The organism is Rhizobium sp. BR 315 (assembly GCF_050577975.1).
GTDB lineage: Bacteria > Pseudomonadota > Alphaproteobacteria > Rhizobiales > Rhizobiaceae > Rhizobium > Rhizobium miluonense.
The window spans coordinates 20,036-37,527 of sequence record NZ_JARWKZ010000033.1 but is presented as its reverse complement, the minus strand read 5'-3'; the positions used below and the strand labels follow the sequence as shown (position 1 = coordinate 37,527).

18 protein-coding genes are annotated in these 17,492 nt (G+C 59.5%); 7 read left to right on the top strand and 11 right to left on the bottom strand.

Features of this window, described 5'->3' with window-relative positions:
• Positions 1-84 precede the first annotated feature (84 nt).
• From parE to QD409_RS24690, 3 genes are all read left to right on the top strand, one after another.
• Positions 85-2,142 (top strand): DNA topoisomerase IV subunit B, encoded by a 2,058-nt coding sequence (parE, locus tag QD409_RS24700; RefSeq protein ID WP_092853896.1) that lies wholly within the window; start codon positions 85-87, stop codon positions 2,140-2,142.
• A gap of 153 nt (positions 2,143-2,295) precedes the next feature.
• Complete coding sequence (locus QD409_RS24695; protein ID WP_430763939.1) at positions 2,296-3,426, top strand: esterase-like activity of phytase family protein; 1,131 nt, start codon at positions 2,296-2,298, stop codon at positions 3,424-3,426.
• A gap of 139 nt (positions 3,427-3,565) precedes the next feature.
• A complete protein-coding gene (locus tag QD409_RS24690; protein ID WP_208858701.1) occupies positions 3,566-4,744 on the top strand; it encodes an AI-2E family transporter in 1,179 nt (392 codons plus the stop codon).
• A gap of 8 nt (positions 4,745-4,752) precedes the next feature.
• On the opposite strand, the gene QD409_RS24685 is transcribed toward QD409_RS24690, so the two are convergent.
• From QD409_RS24685 to QD409_RS24670, 4 genes are all read right to left on the bottom strand, one after another.
• On the bottom strand, positions 4,753-5,217 hold the full coding sequence (locus QD409_RS24685) for a GNAT family N-acetyltransferase (protein WP_430763938.1): 465 nt from the start codon (positions 5,215-5,217) through the stop codon (positions 4,753-4,755).
• A 33-nt stretch (positions 5,218-5,250) separates the two neighbouring features.
• On the bottom strand, positions 5,251-6,402 hold the full coding sequence (locus QD409_RS24680) for a DUF2336 domain-containing protein (RefSeq protein ID WP_430763956.1): 1,152 nt from the start codon (positions 6,400-6,402) through the stop codon (positions 5,251-5,253).
• Between the two features lie 106 nt (positions 6,403-6,508).
• Positions 6,509-7,114 carry a flavin reductase family protein gene (locus tag QD409_RS24675; RefSeq protein WP_430763937.1) on the bottom strand — a complete coding sequence of 202 codons (606 nt, stop codon included), beginning with the start codon at positions 7,112-7,114 and terminating at the stop codon, positions 6,509-6,511.
• Entirely contained in the window at positions 7,114-7,701 is a 588-nt protein-coding gene (locus QD409_RS24670) for a nitroreductase family protein (RefSeq protein ID WP_092853908.1), read from the bottom strand. Before QD409_RS24670 ends, QD409_RS24675 begins: the two co-directional genes overlap by 1 nt.
• Positions 7,702-7,810: 109 nt before the next feature.
• Between QD409_RS24670 and QD409_RS24665 the strand changes: the two genes are divergently transcribed.
• Positions 7,811-8,932 (top strand): hypothetical protein, encoded by a 1,122-nt coding sequence (locus tag QD409_RS24665; RefSeq protein WP_092853910.1) that lies wholly within the window; start codon positions 7,811-7,813, stop codon positions 8,930-8,932.
• 13 nt (positions 8,933-8,945) lie between these two features.
• Here the strand turns inward: QD409_RS24665 and QD409_RS24660 are convergent, their stop codons facing one another.
• From QD409_RS24660 to QD409_RS24640, 5 genes are all read right to left on the bottom strand, one after another.
• Positions 8,946-9,785 carry a lysophospholipid acyltransferase family protein gene (locus QD409_RS24660; RefSeq protein WP_430763936.1) on the bottom strand — a complete coding sequence of 280 codons (840 nt, stop codon included), beginning with the start codon at positions 9,783-9,785 and terminating at the stop codon, positions 8,946-8,948.
• Positions 9,786-9,929: 144 nt separating this feature from the next.
• Complete coding sequence (thrS, locus tag QD409_RS24655) at positions 9,930-11,918, bottom strand: threonine--tRNA ligase (protein WP_092853912.1); 1,989 nt, start codon at positions 11,916-11,918, stop codon at positions 9,930-9,932.
• Between the two features lie 127 nt (positions 11,919-12,045).
• Positions 12,046-12,576, bottom strand: a complete 531-nt coding sequence (locus QD409_RS24650; RefSeq protein WP_430763935.1) for a DUF1697 domain-containing protein — start codon at positions 12,574-12,576, stop codon at positions 12,046-12,048.
• A gap of 5 nt (positions 12,577-12,581) precedes the next feature.
• On the bottom strand, positions 12,582-13,004 hold the full coding sequence (gene yidD, locus QD409_RS24645; protein WP_430763934.1) for a membrane protein insertion efficiency factor YidD: 423 nt from the start codon (positions 13,002-13,004) through the stop codon (positions 12,582-12,584).
• Between the two features lie 13 nt (positions 13,005-13,017).
• Positions 13,018-13,479, bottom strand: coding sequence for an iron-sulfur cluster assembly scaffold protein (locus QD409_RS24640; protein ID WP_430763933.1), 462 nt, complete (start codon positions 13,477-13,479; stop codon positions 13,018-13,020).
• A gap of 292 nt (positions 13,480-13,771) precedes the next feature.
• On the opposite strand from QD409_RS24640, the gene folE reads away from it, so the two are divergent.
• The 3 genes from folE (at position 13,772) to QD409_RS24625 (ending at position 15,925) form a co-directional block, all read left to right on the top strand.
• A complete protein-coding gene (folE, locus tag QD409_RS24635; RefSeq protein WP_092853919.1) occupies positions 13,772-14,383 on the top strand; it encodes a GTP cyclohydrolase I FolE in 612 nt (203 codons plus the stop codon).
• A 25-nt stretch (positions 14,384-14,408) separates the two neighbouring features.
• The gene (gene hisI, locus QD409_RS24630; protein WP_092853920.1) at positions 14,409-14,858 is read left to right on the top strand and encodes a phosphoribosyl-AMP cyclohydrolase; all 450 of its coding nucleotides are present in this window, start codon (positions 14,409-14,411) and stop codon (positions 14,856-14,858) included.
• A gap of 107 nt (positions 14,859-14,965) precedes the next feature.
• Positions 14,966-15,925: a patatin-like phospholipase family protein gene (locus QD409_RS24625; RefSeq protein ID WP_092853922.1), complete on the top strand. Its 960-nt coding sequence runs from the start codon at positions 14,966-14,968 to the stop codon at positions 15,923-15,925.
• 163 nt (positions 15,926-16,088) lie between these two features.
• On the opposite strand, the gene QD409_RS24620 is transcribed toward QD409_RS24625, so the two are convergent.
• Together QD409_RS24620 and QD409_RS24615 are read right to left on the bottom strand one after the other, a co-directional pair.
• Positions 16,089-16,523: a CBS domain-containing protein gene (locus QD409_RS24620; RefSeq protein WP_004123286.1), complete on the bottom strand. Its 435-nt coding sequence runs from the start codon at positions 16,521-16,523 to the stop codon at positions 16,089-16,091.
• A gap of 167 nt (positions 16,524-16,690) precedes the next feature.
• Positions 16,691-17,458, bottom strand: a complete 768-nt coding sequence (locus tag QD409_RS24615) for a rhomboid family intramembrane serine protease (RefSeq protein ID WP_430763932.1) — start codon at positions 17,456-17,458, stop codon at positions 16,691-16,693.
• Positions 17,459-17,492 lie beyond the last annotated feature (34 nt).

Below are 17,492 nucleotides of genomic sequence, written 5' to 3'. Positions count from 1 at the left end.
ACGGTGATTCGCGAATACCGGCGACAAATGCGATAATAAAGGGGTCTGGCCCCACCAGAACAAATCTGAGCAGCTTGAAATTCTATGGATAACAGCAACGATCTCTTCTCCGGACTACCTCGCCCGCCGAAACCGGAGGCAGCGGAAAAGCCTGATGTGAAGGTTGAAAAGCCTGCACCGGCACAGCGCGCCGCACCGGCGACATCTTCTGCGGAGGAATATGGCGCAAGCTCGATCCGCGTTCTGGAAGGGCTCGAGCCGGTGCGCATGCGTCCCGGCATGTATATCGGCGGCACCGACGAAAAGGCGCTGCATCACCTTTTCGCCGAAGTCATCGACAACGCCATGGACGAAGCTGTGGCCGGCCATGCCAATTTCATCGAGGTCTATCTTGACCGGCAGGGCTATCTGACCGTCACGGATAACGGCCGTGGCATTCCTGTGGAAAACCATCCGCAGGTGCCTGGCAAGTCCACGCTCGAAGTCATCATGACCAAGCTGCATGCCGGCGGTAAATTCGACGGTAAGGCCTACGAGACGTCGGGCGGTCTGCACGGCGTCGGCGTGTCCGTCGTCAACGCTCTGTCGGATGATCTGGAAGTCGAGGTCGCCCGCAACCGCAAGCTCTATCGCCAGCGTTTCTCGCGTGGTCTGCCGGTCGGTGGCATCGAAGAACTGGGCGACGTCCATAACCGCCGTGGCACGCGTGTCCGCTTCCATCCAGATCCGCAGATCTTCGGCGACCATGCTCGCTTCGAGCCGGCCCGCGTCTTCCGCATGGCCCGTTCCAAGGCCTATCTGTTCGGCGGCGTCGAGATCCGCTGGAGCTGCGATCCGGAGCTGGCACCCCAGGGTGCCGATGTTCCTGAAAAGGCTGTTTTCCATTTCCCCGGCGGCCTGAGGGATTACCTCAAGGCGACGATGGGCAACGAGTTCACCGTCACCCGCGAAATCTTTGCCGGCAAGTCGGAAAAGGAAAGCGGCCACGGCTCACTCGAATGGGCGATCACCTGGTATGGCGGCGACCCGCAGGTCCACTCCTATTGCAACACGATTCCGACGCCGGAGGGCGGCACGCATGAGGCCGGTTTCCGCATTGCTCTCACCAAGGGCCTGAAGAACTACGCAGACCTCACCCAGAACAAGCGTGCGGCCAATATCACCACCGACGACGTGATGATTTCGGGCGTCGGCATGTTGTCGATCTTCATACGCGAGCCTGAATTCGTTGGCCAAACCAAGGACAAGCTTGCGACGGTCGAAGCGCAGCGCATCGTCGAAAACGCGCTGCGTGATCCCTTTGATCACTATCTTACCGACAATCCGGCCGAAGCCGAAAAACTGCTGGAATGGGTGATCGAGCGCTCAGATGAGCGCATGCGGCGCCGCAAGGAAAAGGAAGTCAACCGCAAGACCGCCGTGCGCAAACTGCGACTGCCGGGTAAGCTCGCGGATTGCTCGCAGAGCGCCGCCGCAGGCGCCGAACTCTTCCTCGTGGAGGGCGATTCGGCAGGTGGCTCGGCCAAGCAGGCGCGAAACCGCACCAACCAGGCAATCCTGCCGCTGCGCGGCAAGATCCTCAACGTCGCCAGCGCGGGCCGCGAAAAGCTTTCCGCCAACCAGCAGATTACCGACCTCGTTCAGGCGCTCGGCTGCGGCACGCGCTCGAAATATCGGGAAGAAGATCTTCGCTATCAGCGCATCGTCGTCATGACCGATGCCGACGTCGACGGCGCCCACATCGCCTCGCTCCTTATCACCTTCTTCTATCAGGAGATGCCGGAGCTGATCCGCCAGGGTCATCTGTTCCTGGCCGTGCCACCGCTCTACAAGATCACCCAGGGCTCGAAATCCATCTATGCCCGCGATGACGCCCACCGGCAGGAGCTGATGCAGACGGAGTTCAAGGGCAAAGGCAAGGTCGAGATCAGCCGCTTCAAAGGTCTCGGCGAAATGCTGCCCGCCCAGCTCAAGGAAACGACGATGGATCCGGCTAAGCGCACCCTGCTGCGGGTCGAGATCGACGAGGTGGATTTCGAGGGCACGCGCGATGCCGTCGACAACCTGATGGGCACCAAGGCAGAGGCTCGCTTCCGTTTCATTCAGGAACGGGCCGCCTTCGCCGACGATCTGGATATCTGACGGCAGACCAACCGTCGATTGCTGCGACCGACGGGATTCGCGATATTTTACCGGATTGTCCGATATCCGTTACGAAGACGTCATGAATGGATGTGTAGATGGCGGCATTGCTTTCAATGCCGCCATTTCACTATCTGGGTTGACGATTTCGCCATGTTGAAACCATTTCTGACGACTGCCGCCGTTCTCCTTTTTGGCCATGCCGCCCATGCGATGGATATCGGGACGACCATCGACGTTCCCTGCCCCTTCGGCGATTGCAAAGCGGGTATCAGCCTTTCCTATCTGGGCAGCTACGATATTCCCACGGGTTTCACGGAGAATGGAGTGGAGGTCGGCGGCCTCTCGGGCATCGAATTTGATCCGTCCACTGGCCGCTATGTTTCCATCAGCGACGATCGCTCCGAAAAAGCGCCGGCCCGCTTCTACAATCTCGATATCGACGTCAGCGCCAGTGGCTTGAAGGGCGTGACGGTTCTCGACCATGTCACGCTGAAGGATAAGGACGGTCAGCCTTTTGCGATCAAGAAAGTCGATGGCGAATCCATCCGTCTGGGCAAGGATGGCATCTATTGGACCAGCGAAGGCGACGGCAAGGCACTGTTGCCGCCGTTCGTGCGGATCGCCAGTCGCGACGGTGGTTTCATGCGCGAGCTCTCGTTGCCGGCGGGATTTGCTCCCACCGCAGATAAGAGCACCGGTATTCGCGACAATCTCGCTTTCGAGGGCCTGGCCTTTCTCCCCGGCGGCGATCTGATCGTCGGCACGGAATCCGCGCTCTATCAGGATGGACCCATTACGACGCTGACCGGTGGTGCGCTTGCCCGCCTCATCCGCTATGACGTGGCGACCGGCGAGCAAAAGGCGCAATATGTCTACCCGATCTCGCCCATCCCGCAGGCGCCGTCCACGGCAACCGGCTGGAACGATTTCGGCCTGTCGGAAATCATGGCACTTGACGATCGACGTCTGCTGTCGCTCGAACGCGGCTATGCGCAGGGTGTCGGCACTTCGGTCGTCATCAACATGTTCGACCTCGATGGTGCCACCGATGTCTCCAACATCCTTTCCCTGGCCAAGACGGATCAGCGGATCGTGCCGGTGCGCAAGACGCAGGTCATGGACCTGCGGGCTCTCGGTCTCGAACCAGACAACATCGAAGGCATTACTTTCGGCAAGGCAAAAGACGGTACGGACGTATTGATCCTGGTCGCCGACAACAATTTCAATCCGACGCAAAAGACTCAATTCTTCGCATTCAAGGTAATCCGTCGACCTGCTTGAGACCTTGTTCTTATTCGTAAAGCAGTCGTGTTACTGTCATAGCGGCGGAATAGAGAAGCTTTCGGGGCGATGCCCTTGAAAGAGCCTGGATCATACCCCATAACCGGGTGATCTAGTAATGTGGGGCGAAATAAGTCTGGTGGGTGTTTTTGAACGTCAAAAACTGAAGGAGCATCGTTGGCTCGGGCCGAGCGCGCATGCGCGCATGCCGCTTATTCCATCTATCTCCGCCGCCCGCTGGCTCCTTATTCTGATAGCCGTTGCCGGCATCTATTTCTTCTACGGCTTCCTCGTTCCGGTTCTGGCCGCCGCGGTGATCGGCTTCGCCACCTGGCCGCTTTTTAGCGATCTCGTCCGCCGTACCGGCGGAAACACGACGCTTGCAGCCAGCATAGCCATTGCGTTCATCGTCACTTTCCTCGTCCTGCCAATCGTCCTTTCGGCGCTTTATATGGCCGGCGAAGTGCGCGATTGGTTCGCCTGGGCCGTGCATGTCAATCGAGATGGCGCGGCGCCGCCGCCGTGGATTTTGGCTTTGCCCGTCGTCGGCTCATGGCTTGGCGAACAGTGGGTGCAGTATGTCGGTAGCCCCGGCTCTCTTGGCGAGTTGGCCCAGATCGTGAGCGGCGCTCATATCGGCAATATCTACAGGGCGGTGCTTGCCGCCGGCGGCAATGCGTTCCACGTCGTGCTGACCCTGCTGTTCATGCTGATCGCCCTGTTCTTCATTTATCGCGACGGCTCAACATTCGTTCGTCAGGTCGACCTGCTCGGCGAGCGCATCCTTCCGAACCGCTGGGAGCGGATTTCCCGCGTAGTGCCGGCGACGATCAGCTCGACGGTCATGGGTATGACACTGATCGCCATCGGCGAAGGTATCGTGCTCGGCGTCGCCTATTGGATCGCAGGCGCTCCGTCTGCCATTACGCTTGGTGTCCTCACGGGTGTCATGGCTCTGGTGCCAGGTGGCGCTCCGCTGTCCATGTCGCTGGTCTCGATCTATCTCATCGCCAGCGGCTCGCTTTGGGCCGGTATCGCGCTCTTCCTCTGGGGCACGATCGAACTGTTCATTGTCGACAAGACACTTCGTCCCAAACTCGTAGGCGGCCCCATCAAGCTACCGTTCCTGCCGACCTTCTTTGGTTTGGTCGGCGGCGTGAAAACCATGGGATTCCTCGGCCTCTTTATCGGACCGGTACTGATGGCAATCATCGTCGCTATCTGGCGCGAATGGATTCGCGAAGCCGAGCTGACCGAAGAGCAGCCTGCGCAGGAACCGGAGCTGCAGCTACAGCTCCAGGATAACGCCAAGCAATAATCTTCCGCCTATGCCTGCGTCAGTCGTTTTTCCATGAACAGGCTGAGCGGATCCGGCAAATAGCTGCCGAAGGCGGGGATTTCGACGTAGCCGAACCGTTTGTAGAGGCCGATTGCTTCGGGCTGGTATATGCCCGTTTCCAGCCGGATCGCTGCAAGCCGCTTTTCGAATGCCGCCGCTTCGATCGTTTCCATCAGCTTGCGCGCGACGCTGCGCCCTCTGGCGGCGGGATCGACGAACATGCGCTTGATCTCGGCAGTGCCATCGCCCGCTTCGACCAGAGCGCAACATCCGATGATATCGCCCTCGATCCTGGCAACCCAAAAGGTTACCCCCGGCTTCTCCAGCGAAGCCAGATCGAGCATGTGATTACTTTGCGGCGGATAAAGCGATTCCGCATAGGCGTCCGACATTTCGAGAAGACGGATGACGCCATCCTGGCGGGGAGATTCAACGGCGATACGCAGCGACAAGATGCACCTCGGACATGGGTCTATCGCTGGATATCACGCGGCAGCAAGGGTCGCCAGTGCCGCAAAATTCCGCGCCGCGTGCCTCCGTTCAGTGTTTGCGAGCTTCTCCACCATGTCAAGCAGCTGGGCGGCAGCGGCAGGCGGCTCTTTCAGGCGGAATTTGCGCATCAAACGGGAGCAGACATTCTCCAGCATGGCTTCGCTGTTGGCGCGTGACGCATCGCGCCAGACCAGCGTGGCGTCCACGAACACGGTGCTGATGTCTCTCGTCAGACCGGCGCTCTCATAAAGGGCACGAATGGCATAGATGCGGCCCCTGGAGATGATGGAGCGCACGCGCCGTTCGTCGCAGCCGGAAAGATTGGTGACTGCGCAGGCAAAGAAATCGACCTTGCCGGAGCATAGCGCCTGCATCAGGAAGGCGGGGGTCAGCGAGCCGCACTGCCGTAAATGTTCCACCAGCTCCGGCAGCTGCTCGTGCGGCGCCGAACCGGCGATGGCGACGGTCGCAGATTCCGTGGCCTCGCGCGTCACCTGCTTAAGCCTGCCCGCGCCGATCACGTTCTGGATGAGGTCCGATCCCGACAACGCTTCGCTGACCCGGTGCATCAATAGCTGCCGAGTGTCGGAAGACAAGGCATCGCGGGACAGGAGAAGGCCGCGTATGTCGGCACAATCGCCAAGGCGCTCGGTGATGCGCTTCAATGAGGCCTGCGAAAGCAATGCCCCATCATTTTCGAGAAGGCACGATATCTCGGTTTCCCCACCGATCTCGGCGAGCGCTGCACAAACCACGCGCGGAACCTGCCCGCGCGACGCAATCAAAATCCGCGTCACCTCGCTGCCATGCAATACAAGGTCGACGAGATCGGCATCGTTGAAGACAGGTGAAAGCAGGATGATCTGTCCCGCAATTTCCGGCTGGTCCTCGGCAAGGGACAGAATCACATTGCGCGGGGCCCCTGGCGAACGAGCAACCGCTTCAGCTAGAGAAAGCCGCACGCGGGGCGACGGATCGTCGAGCAGGTAGGTCATCGCCATCTCGGCGGCCACGCGCTCCTCCTTCGGCATATCCGACTGCAGATAGGCCCGGCCAAGCGCATTGGCCGCCCTGGCTCGGTTCTCTGCCTTTGCGGTCTCGGCCCAGCGGAGGAATGCTTCTATGATCACGTAACGCCCCGATATCGGCGGGGCGATTCCCGCCCCGCGAACTCATGCTGCCAACGTTATCGGGCAAAGGTTTACGGGTCGTTTACCGTGTTCGTTAACCCCTGAAAAACAAAGATGATTGTCAGGGGGCTTTGGGCCGCATCATTTCGAAGACGTCGCTGCCTTCACTGTAGTCCATATAGCCCATGCGCGCGACCGGCCTTGCAAGCGCCATATCGAGCCTTCCCTCGCGAATGATCGTCTCATCGATATGGATGCCGACGACCTGGCCGATGACCATGATATTCTCGGAAGCCTGGCCATCGAGACCCTTGGGCTGGAGAATATCGGTCACACGGCACTCGAGTACTGCAAAGGCCTCGCCGACATAAGGCGCATCGATCAGCTTGGCCGGCGCTGCCGTCAATCCGGCCAGATCGAATTCGTTGACGCCGTACGGTGCAGCAATCGATGAATGGTTCATCTTGTCAACGAGATTGCGGCTCACGAGGTTGGTGGTGAATACGCCGGTCTCCTCGACATTGCGCACGCTGTCTTTGCGGCCCGCAGACGAAAACATCACCAGCTTCGGCCGGTCGCTGATCGCATTGAAGAAGGAATAGGGAGACAGGTTCAGCGAAGCGTCTCTGCCCTTGCTGCCGATCCAGCCAATCGGCCTCGGCGCGACGATCGCCTTGAACGGATCGTGCGCCAGGCCATGAGCATTGGTATCCGTCGAATAGAACATTATGCGTCCCCGCCACCGACCCAGGTCACCGTTTCGGCCAGCTCCGGACGCGGGCGCTCGACGGGCGGAAAGCTCGAAGAGCCGATATGGATGAAGCCGGCAACCTTCTCGCCCGGCGCAACGCCGAGCAACGGATAAGCACGCTCGTCATAGGCAAACCATTCGGTCAGCCAATTGGATACCCAGCCATGGGCGTTCGCAGCGATCAGGAGGTTGAGGCAAAGCGCGCCTGCCGACATCAATTGCTCCCATTCGGGAATCTTGAAGTGTGGCGCCGCCTTGCTGACCACGGCGATTACGACCGGCGCGCGCGTGAAACGAGTGCGCTCCACCTGGATCATCTCTTCCGAAAGATCCGGCTTCGCCTCCAATGCGAGCTTCAGCAATTCCTCGCCGAGGCGCGCACGCTCCTCCCCGCGGTAGACGATGAAACGCCAGGGGGCGAGCTTGCCGTGATCGGGCACGCGCGAGGCCAATCGGATAATCTCCTCGATCTCTGCCCTTTCCGGTCCCGGCTCCGCCATCTGAAATGCGGGAATGGATCGGCGTACCGCGAGATAATCGATGAGCTTGATATCGGTTTTCATTGAGTGATTGCTTTCATTTTATGGATTGGGAGACGTTGGTCTTGAATTTGTCACGGCATTGGTTTTGAAGTGGCTTGTGTCTTATCGGAAGTCAATCGGTTCGGAACCCATGTCTGGCATTTCATCCGCTCGCCGGTTGAGCGTGGTTTTCGCTGTTCTCGGCTGCCTCGGTACGACGGCCTCGGCGCAGGAAGCGTTCAAGGAGTTCAAGCAGCTCGACGGCAGCGTGAAGATGCCGAAGCTCAATGCCTTCGTGGCACCCGACGGCGAAAACTCCGCCTCTCGCAACTTGCGTGACGTTTCGCTCGAAGCCAAACTGTCCCCCCAAAGCGGGCCCCAGCAACAGGGCCTGTCCTGGTATGTGTTCAGCCCGATTGCCGGTGCCGACGGCAAACTGCCGCTGGTGGCAAGCTCGAAGGGCGGCTCCGCCTCCTTCCATCTCCTGCCCGGCGATTATTTCGTCAACGTCTCCTTCGGCCGCGCCGGCGTGACGAAGAAGCTGAGCGTGTCGGCAACGGCCGATCCTCAGAAGCAGACGATGGTGCTTGATGCCGGCGGTATGGTTTTGAATGCCGTATCCGGGCCCGATGTCCGAATCCCGCCCGATGAGTTGAGCTTTTCGATCTATTCGAGCGAAACCAAGGAAGACGGCGAACGCGGTCTTGTCATGGAAGATGTCAAGCCAAACACGCTGGTCGGCCTTAGCGCCGGCACCTACCATGTTGTTTCCGAATATGGCGAGGTCAACGCCGTCATCCGAGCCGATATCCAGGTGGAAGCCGGCAAGGTGACGGAAGCGACTATCCAGCACAGGGCGGCAAAAATCACGTTCAAGCTGGTATCCGACGCCGGCAGCGAGGCGATCGCCGATACTGCGTGGTCGATCCTGACCTCCGCCGGCGATATCGTCGGGGAAAGTGTCAGCGCCTTTCCGACCATGGTACTTGCAGAAGGCCGCTATACCGCCGTCGCCCGCAACAAGGACAAGATCTATCAGCGCGATTTCACTGTGGCGGCGGGCATGAATACCGATGTGGAAGTACTGATGAAACAGCAGCAGCCGTTGGATGTCGATAACCGGCAACCGGCCCAGCAGATTCCGCTCCAGATGCCGCAGATGCGGCAAACGCAAAATCCGCAGACGCCGCCGGCGACAACCAATCAGCAGCCGCTTCCGACCTACGAGCAGCTGGCGCCCGCCAGCGGCGGCGAAGGCGACAGCATGGATTGACGGTTCCGGTCCGTCACCCTGCCCTTCGGCGCAGCATTTTCCGCGGCGGCGCCATCGAAAAGACGGCACCATAGAGTTTCGAGAGCAAGTCTTTGCGGTCGTTACCTTCGCTCAGCGATTCCCAGCTCATTAGTGCGCCGATATGTGCCGTGATCGTGCTCCCTGAGAGGCGTCGGAACTCGCGGATCAGCAGCGATATCCGCAGCGTCATCGAGATGCGGCTCGCCAGATGGAACAAGCGGCCGTTCTGCCCCTCGAAATAGATCGGAATGACGCTCGCGCGCGCCGCCTGGATGAGCTTGGCCGGAAATATCTTCCATGGAAGGTCTTCGGCCCGGCCGAAACCCTTCTTGGCGGTTGCCACGCCGCCAGCAGGAAAGACGATGATGGTCGTGCCTTCCTTGAGCAGGCGAACGGCCTCATGGCGCGTCTTCATGTTGATCGCCATAGCTTCCTTGGTTTCCTCGAAGGAAACGGGCAGCGAATAGTCGTTCATCTCCGGCACCTTCAACAACTCGTTGTTGATCAGCACCTTGAAAGGGCGGCCGAGCTGTTCGGCAAGCGCGAGCACCGCGATCCCGTCACCAATGCCATAGGGGTGATTGGCGACGATGACGATCGGCGCGTCGGGAACTTGCCGTAAGGGCCATTCGCCCTTGGCAAGCAGGCGTACATCGATGAGGTCGAGCATCTTGCCGAAGACGCGATCGCTCTTGCCGATAATATCGCTGCGCCAGATGTCATAGAGCCTGGCATAACGGTCGCGGCCGGACAGGCCTTCGATGGAGCGGATGAACCAGCGTTTGATGCGCGGATCCCGTTCATTGGCGTAGGATAGTTCTTTGAAATCCAAATGCGCGACGGGCTGCCCCGCTCCTATCGTTTCGCTGCGCCGCATCTGACGGCCGCAGCAACGCTTTGATTTATCAAGTATATGAAAGTTCTATGTCAGTTCTCTGACGACACCCTGAAGGTGCCGTCAGAGATAATTTCACATTCAGGCGGCCTTGGAGCGACGTGCGTCCTGCTTGCGCAGAATATCGGGCGCGGTCGCCTCGAGCGAAAGCGATGCGATCGCCTCGTCGAGCGACATGGAGGTCTGCGACTGGCTGCCGAGGCGGCGGATGTTGACCGAACGCTCTTCGGCTTCCTTCTTGCCGCACACAATGATCACCGGAACCTTCGTTACCGAATGCTCGCGGATCTTGTAGTTGATCTTCTCGTTGCGGAAGTCGGTCTCGACGTCGAGGCCGGCATCGCGCAGCGCTTCGGCTACTTCTTCGCCATAGGCATCAGCCTCGGACGTAATCGTCGCCACGACCACCTGCAGTGGCGAGACCCACAGCGGCATGTGCCCGGCGAAGTTCTCGATCAGGATGCCAAGGAAGCGTTCCATCGAGCCGCAGATGGCGCGGTGGATCATCACCGGCTGCGTCTTTTCGGAGTGCTGGTCGATGTAGAACGCACCGAAGCGCTCCGGCAGATTGAAGTCGACCTGCGTCGTGCCGCACTGCCATTCACGGCCGATGGCATCCTTGAGCGTATATTCGAACTTCGGCCCGTAGAACGCGCCCTCGCCCGGCAGAATGCCGGTCTTGATGCGTCCTTCGGACTGGGCCTCGATGGTCTTCAGCACGTCCATCATCACGCTTTCGGCGCGATCCCAGAGTTCATCCGAGCCGACACGCTTGTCGGGGCGGGTCGAGAGCTTGACGACGATCTCCTTGAAGCCGAAGTCCTCATAGACCGACAGGATGAGATCGTTGATCTTCAGGCACTCGGCGGCCATCTGCTCATCGGTGCAGAAGATATGGGCGTCGTCCTGCGTGAAGCCGCGCACGCGCATCAATCCATGCAGCGCGCCCGAGGGCTCGTAACGATGCACGTTACCGAATTCCGCAAGGCGGATCGGCAGTTCGCGGTAGGACTTCAAGCCATGCTTGAAGATCTGGATATGACCGGGGCAGTTCATTGGCTTTAGCGCGAAGACGCGATCGTCATCGGTATCGTCGCCCGCGACGGTGACCTTGAACATATTGTCGCGATACCAGCCCCAGTGACCCGAAGTCTCCCAAAGCGACTTGTCGAGCACCTGCGGTGCGTTGACTTCCTGATAATCGCCCTGCAGCCGCCGGCGCATATAGGACACCAGCGTCTGGAACATGCGCCAGCCCTTGCCATGCCAGAAGACGACGCCTGGACCTTCTTCCTGGAAATGGAACAGGTCCATTTCGCGGCCGAGACGGCGATGATCACGCTTCTCGGCTTCGGCAAGAATATGCAGATAGTTGTCGAGATCCGCCTGCTCGGCAAATGCCGTGCCGTAGATGCGCGTCAGCATCGGATTGTTGCTGTCGCCACGCCAATAGGCGCCGGCAACCTTCATCAGCTTGAAGGCATTGCCGATCTGGCCGGTTGAAGCCATGTGCGGACCGCGGCAAAGGTCGAACCAGTCGCCCTGGTAATAGATCTTCAGATCCTGACCTTCGGGGATAGCATCGACCAGTTCCACCTTGTAGCTCTCGCCCTTGGCGGCAAAGACTTCCTTCGCCTTCTCGCGCGACCAGATTTCCCTAGTGAACGGCTTGTTGCGCTGAATGATCTCGCGCATCCGCTTCTCGATCACAGGCAGATCATCAGGCGTGAACGGCTCGTTCTTGGCGAAGTCGTAGTAGAATCCGTTTTCGATGACCGGGCCGATCGTCACCTGCGTTCCGGGCCAAAGTTCCTGCACGGCTTCGGCTAGAACGTGTGCCGTGTCGTGGCGGATCAGCTCCAGTGCACGGTCGTCCGTGCGGGTAATGATCTCGATCTTGCCGTCGGCCACCGGATCGGAAAGATCGCGCACGGTACCATCGATGGCAATGGCGACAGCCTTCTTGGCAAGCGACTTGGAAATGGATTCGGCGACATCGCGACCGGTCGTGCCGGCAGCAAAGCTGCGCACGGAGCCGTCGGGAAATGCCAGGGAAACGGATTGGGACATCTATATTCTCCTTGTCCAGTCCCGCCAACGAATGCGGGTGGTTTCGTAAATGCGGACTAAGTAAATGCTTACTTATGTCCGGGCGCCTGATAGCCGTATTTGGCTATTTAGTAAAGGAAAAGCGGCGCTAGCGGCCGATCATCTCGGCCAAACTGCGTACCGTGTTCCAATTCCGCATCGTTCCGATGCCGAGCCGCTTTGTCGTCAGTGCAGGCAGCAATTTCGTCTCACTGGCCTTTAGGCCGAAATCGACCCAGAGATCGCCGTCGACAACGGCCATGCGTTCGCCGTTCTGCCGATACTTCGCAAGTGTATCGAGGACTTCAGGTTCAAGCGGCTGCCGCATGACGCGAATGATGACTTCGCTGCCGATACCGTCGAGAAAGGGATTGCCATCGGCAAGTCTCAGCCATGTCTCCGCATCGCGTGCGATGATATCGACGTGCCTGCCGAAAACTGTCGCAAATCCGGCTTCGAGCTGCGCCTCGATCAATGCGATCGGCTGAGCATCCGCTTCGAAAACCAGATTGCCGGTGGCGACAAGCGTCCGCACGTTCCGAAAGCCCAAACTCTCCGCCATTGCCTTGAGATCGGCCATAACGACCCTGCGCCCGGCACCGAGCACGATGCTGTAAAGCAGCGCCACGTAGACAGTCATGCGGATCAGGCTGCCTTCTGTCCGAGGCGGAAGTAGCGCCAGGGCGTCCACCAATGATAGTGCTGTTCCAGCTCGCCAGGCACCGGATCGAGCCCGCTCGTGCCGCCAGGCCCGCAGCGTGCGACGCGAAACAGCGTCATCCAGCCTCCGGCCCAAAGCCCGTGGCGGGCAACAGCCTCATAGCCGTATTCCGAGCAGGTCGGGATATGGCGGCAGGAATTGCCGACAAAGCCGGAAAGCGTGAGTTGATAGAGCCGAATGAGGCCCATGCCGAAAAGCCGATCCGGCGTCTTACGGAAAGGACCGGAATAGTTGCGCGATTTTACTGCCTTGTCTCCAGCCGGTGATGTATCGCGCCACACTCGCTTGGAGGGAGCAGCACCGCCCTCATCTTCATTGTCATCCTGCATGAGACAGAATTGGCACATGATCAACGCCCACTCAGACGGCTTCAGCCGTTTTGGCATTTCCGCCTTGACGCGCCGCCTCGATCTGCCCGATCGCATCCACGACGGCATCGAATGTGAGCATGGTCGACGCGTGGCGCGCCTTGTAGTCCCGGACGGGCTTCAGATAGCGCATGTCCTCGAAGCGGCCATCCGGCCCCTCGCCGTCCGCCTTGAGCATGGCGAGCATGTCTTCGCGCGCCTTGCGCACTTCATCCGCCGAAGCGCCGACGACATGGCGGGCCATAATCGACGATGAGGCCTGACCAAGCGCGCAGGCCTTGACGTCATGGGCAAAATCGGTCACGACATCGCCGTCCATTTTTAGCCAGATTTTTACGCGAGAACCGCACAGTCTGGAATGGGCCTGGGCACTGGCATCGGCGTCAGGAAGACTGCCGATACGGCCGATATTGCCGGCAAACTCCAGAATTTTGCTGTTGTAGATGTCGTCCATCTCAGATTTTGCTCCGATGCACCCGTCAGTGTTTCGTAACAAAAAACACAGCGTGTCCGTTTAGGACACTTTCACAGGGACAATGCCATACTATATGTATGTCGTTCGAAGACCATAGAAATGCAATGGTCTCGTGTAAGTTTGATGGGAAACCGTGCAGGACGGCAGGCTTGTCCGCCAGCCAGAACGCCCCGGAGCCCGCCAAAGGTGCAAAATCTCCGTGCCTCGGGGAATGCCAGTGGCGAGTCCGACAGAATGATATCCGCGTAGCGGGTCAGGAGATCCACAGGTAATGGACGCCATTGTAAAGAACTTTCCGCAAGTCGTTGATTCCGATCGTCCGTCGCAGAAGGAAGCTGAGGACGCCGTCCGCGTTCTGCTTCGCTGGGCCGGCGACGATCCGCAGCGCGAGGGCCTGCTCGATACGCCGGCGCGCGTCGCCAAGGCCTATCGCGAGCTTTTCGGCGGTTACGATTTGAACCCCGAGGATGTCCTTGGCCGCACCTTCGAAGAGGTGTCCGGCTATGATGACATCGTCCTCGTGCGCGACATTCCGTTTTTCTCTCATTGCGAACACCACATGGTGCCGATCATCGGCAAGGCTCATGTCGGCTATCTGCCGAACGGCCGCGTACTCGGCCTCTCCAAGATCGCCCGCGTCGTCGATATCTTCGGCCGCCGCCTGCAGACGCAGGAAGCCATGACGGCGCAGATTGCGAACGCGATCGACGATACGCTGCGCCCGCGCGGCGTGGCCGTTATGATCGAGGCAGAGCATATGTGCATGGCCATGCGCGGCGTGCAGAAGCAGGGCTCCTCGACGCTGACGATGACCTTCACGGGTGCCTTCAAGGCCGATGCTGCCGAACAGGCCCGTTTCATGTCTTTGGTCCGGGGTCGCTGACCGGGGTTCAACGAAAGAGCCTGAGATGAATCTGATTTTCAATGCGCCTTCGGAGAACAAATCCGAGCTTGAAGACGCCGGCGATTTCACGCCGCGCTTCGACGATCGCGGCCTGATCACCGCGATTGTGACCGATGCGCATGACGGCGAACTCCTGATGGTCGCGCACATGAATGCGGAAGCCCTGGCTTTGACGATCAAGACCGGCACGGCGCATTATTTCAGCCGCTCTCGGGGAAAACTCTGGAAGAAGGGCGAAACCTCCGGAAACCTGCAGGCGGTGAAGGAGATCCGTACCGATTGCGATCAGGATGCAATCTGGCTCAAAGTAGAGGTCGCGGGACACGACGCAACGTGTCACACTGGGCGCCGTTCCTGCTTCTATCGCACCGTTCAGCTGGAAGACGGAAAGCCGGTGTTGAGCGTGGTCGACGAACACCTGCATTTTGATCCGGAAGAAGTCTACAAACAGTAGACCTGACGGCGAAACACGCCAACAAGCTGCAACCAGTATACGATTTGGAAACGAAAAAGGGACAGTATTTTAGCAAGAGGCACATATGGCCTCGGAGGAGGCTTTAAATGCTGAATTGGGGGTTGAATCGTCTTAACGGCGGCCAGAACTCGACCGGTTTGAGCACCTCGCAAGATACATCCACACCGCTTCTCGCTCCAGCTCCTCCCAAGAGGGTCAAGATCGCGCTGGCGCTTGGCGGCGGCGCGGCGCGCGGCTGGGCGCATATAGGCGTGTTGCGCGCCCTGGACGAGGCGGGCATAGCCGTCGGCATGATCGCCGGCACGTCGATCGGCGCCCTGGTGGGCGGCTGCTATTTTGCCGGCAAGCTAGACGAACTGGAGGCCTTCGCCCGCTCGCTGACCATGCGCCGCATCGCAAGCCTTCTCGATCTGACCATCGGCGGCAGCGGCCTGTTCGGCGGCATGCGGCTGACCAAGCGCATGCAGGAACATCTCGAGGGTCTGTCGATCGAGGATCTTGGCCACCCGTTCGTCGCCGTCGCTTCGGAACTCAACACCGGTCATGAAGTGTGGATCGCCAACGGATCCCTGATCACGGCACTGCGCGCTTCCTACGCCTTGCCCGGCATCTTCGAGCCGGTGCGCTCCAACGGACGAACGCTGGTCGATGGCGCGCTGGTCAATCCCGTTCCGGTTTCCGTGTGCCGCACGTATGAGCAGCCGTTGGTAGTTGCAGTAAATCTGCACTACGACCTCTACGGAAGATCTGCTGTGATCAAGCACAATGTCAGTCCTCCCAACGGCGATCATCAGCGTCGCGACGACACGCCCGCCACGAAACTCGGCATGACCGGCGTCATGGTACAGGCTTTCAACATCATACAGGATAGAATTGCGCGCGCCCGACTTGCCGGCGATCCGCCCGATCTGGCGCTGCATCCGCGCCTAAGCGATGTCGGCCTTTCGGAATTTCATCGTGCCGGCGAAGCGATAGAGCGCGGCTACGAGGAGGCATCGGCAAGATTGACCGAAATCCGGCGCATGCAGGAAGCCTATGCGCGCTAAGACGCGGGTTCGAAAAAGCCTGCAATCGAACTGAGCCCCTCTCCGCCCGGGATGCGAGAGGCGCTATGGAAGTGGGACAGTCCCGTCCTTCGCTTTGAGTTCAGGCCGTCATCGTTGCAATCGACCCACTGGATCGATTGCTTGAACTCCGCCCGCTCGTTCCTCACCCGGCAATATAGGCCTTGATCTGCTCGGTCTCGAGCTCGATCTCGCGGATGCGCCATTTGACGACGTCGCCGATCGAGATGATGCCGGTCAGTTTGCCTTTTTCTTCGACGGGGACGTGACGGAAGCGACCCGACGTCATCAGCCCCATCAGCTCATCTGTCGTGGTGTCTTCCTTGCAGCGCTGCACCTTCGCGGTCATGAGCGACGCGATCGGCTTATCGAGGGATTCCGAGCCATGCTTGGCAACGGCATTGACGATATCCCGTTCGGTGAAGATGCCGGAAATCTTGCCGTTCATGCCGACGACGACAATCGCGCCGATGCGTTTCTGATTGAGTATCTTGGCGGCCTCTGCGACCGTCGTGTTACCTCCGGCGGTAACCACATCACGGCCCTTGGCATCAAGTATGGCCTTCACGGAAACTGACATTCGATCCTCCCATCTCGAAAGCATGTGAACACTTGAAGCATCCGATATGTTCCGAAATTACCCCCGGAGCTCAAAGCGGCGCTTTGCCCGTCGGTCGAGTCGATCTCCTCTGTTCCGCGACCGACGGATAGCGATCGTGCACTTGTGTCAGCGAGAAAGCAACAGCTTCATTCGTCCAATGGAGCAGCTTCTTGCTCTTCCATGCGCGGATGCCGATCAAACAGCGCAAAGAGCAGAAAGCCGAAGAGAAAGCCGCCGATATGGGCATCCCACGCGACGGGCTGTGAGCTGTCGCCGGCAAGTGTGATGCCGAACGCGACGAGCGCATTACCGGCAATCCACATGACGATATAGGCAACGACCGTGCGGCTGCGCAGCGCGCCGAGAATGCCAAGGCGCGGATTGAGATGCGCCTCCCGCATGGAAACCCGGCGTCCGTCGGTGACGGGAAAGGCGAAGCGGCAAGCAGCACCCATCAGCGCCGAGACGACCCCGGACGCGCCGATCAACAAGGTTTGATCGCCCCAGAAGAGCGCCGCATGCATGAAAGCGGAGGCGGCGGACGAGAGAATCCAGAAGATCACATAGCGTGCGGACCCGATGCGTCGCGCCACTGGCGCTGCAAACACCATCAACCAAAGGCTGTTGAAGACGATATGCTGGACGCCGCCATGCAGCAGCGAATAGGTGACGGGCGTCCAGAGCCATTCGAGGCCCTGCTGCGACAGCGGAAATGCGTAACGGGCAGGCATGAAGCTGAAGGTGAAGTAAATCCAGTTCAGCGTATCGTCCGACCATGATGGCACGTTCATAAGCGCAAAGACGGCAACCAGCACCGCGAGGCTGACAAGGATCACCGGTGGCAGATTGAAGGCCGGAACGCGCTGCGGCCGCGGATCTTCCGGCTCTTGGCGCGGCAGCTGTTCATCGTCCATGTCTTGCTCTGCTTTTCTTTAGATGTGATCGACA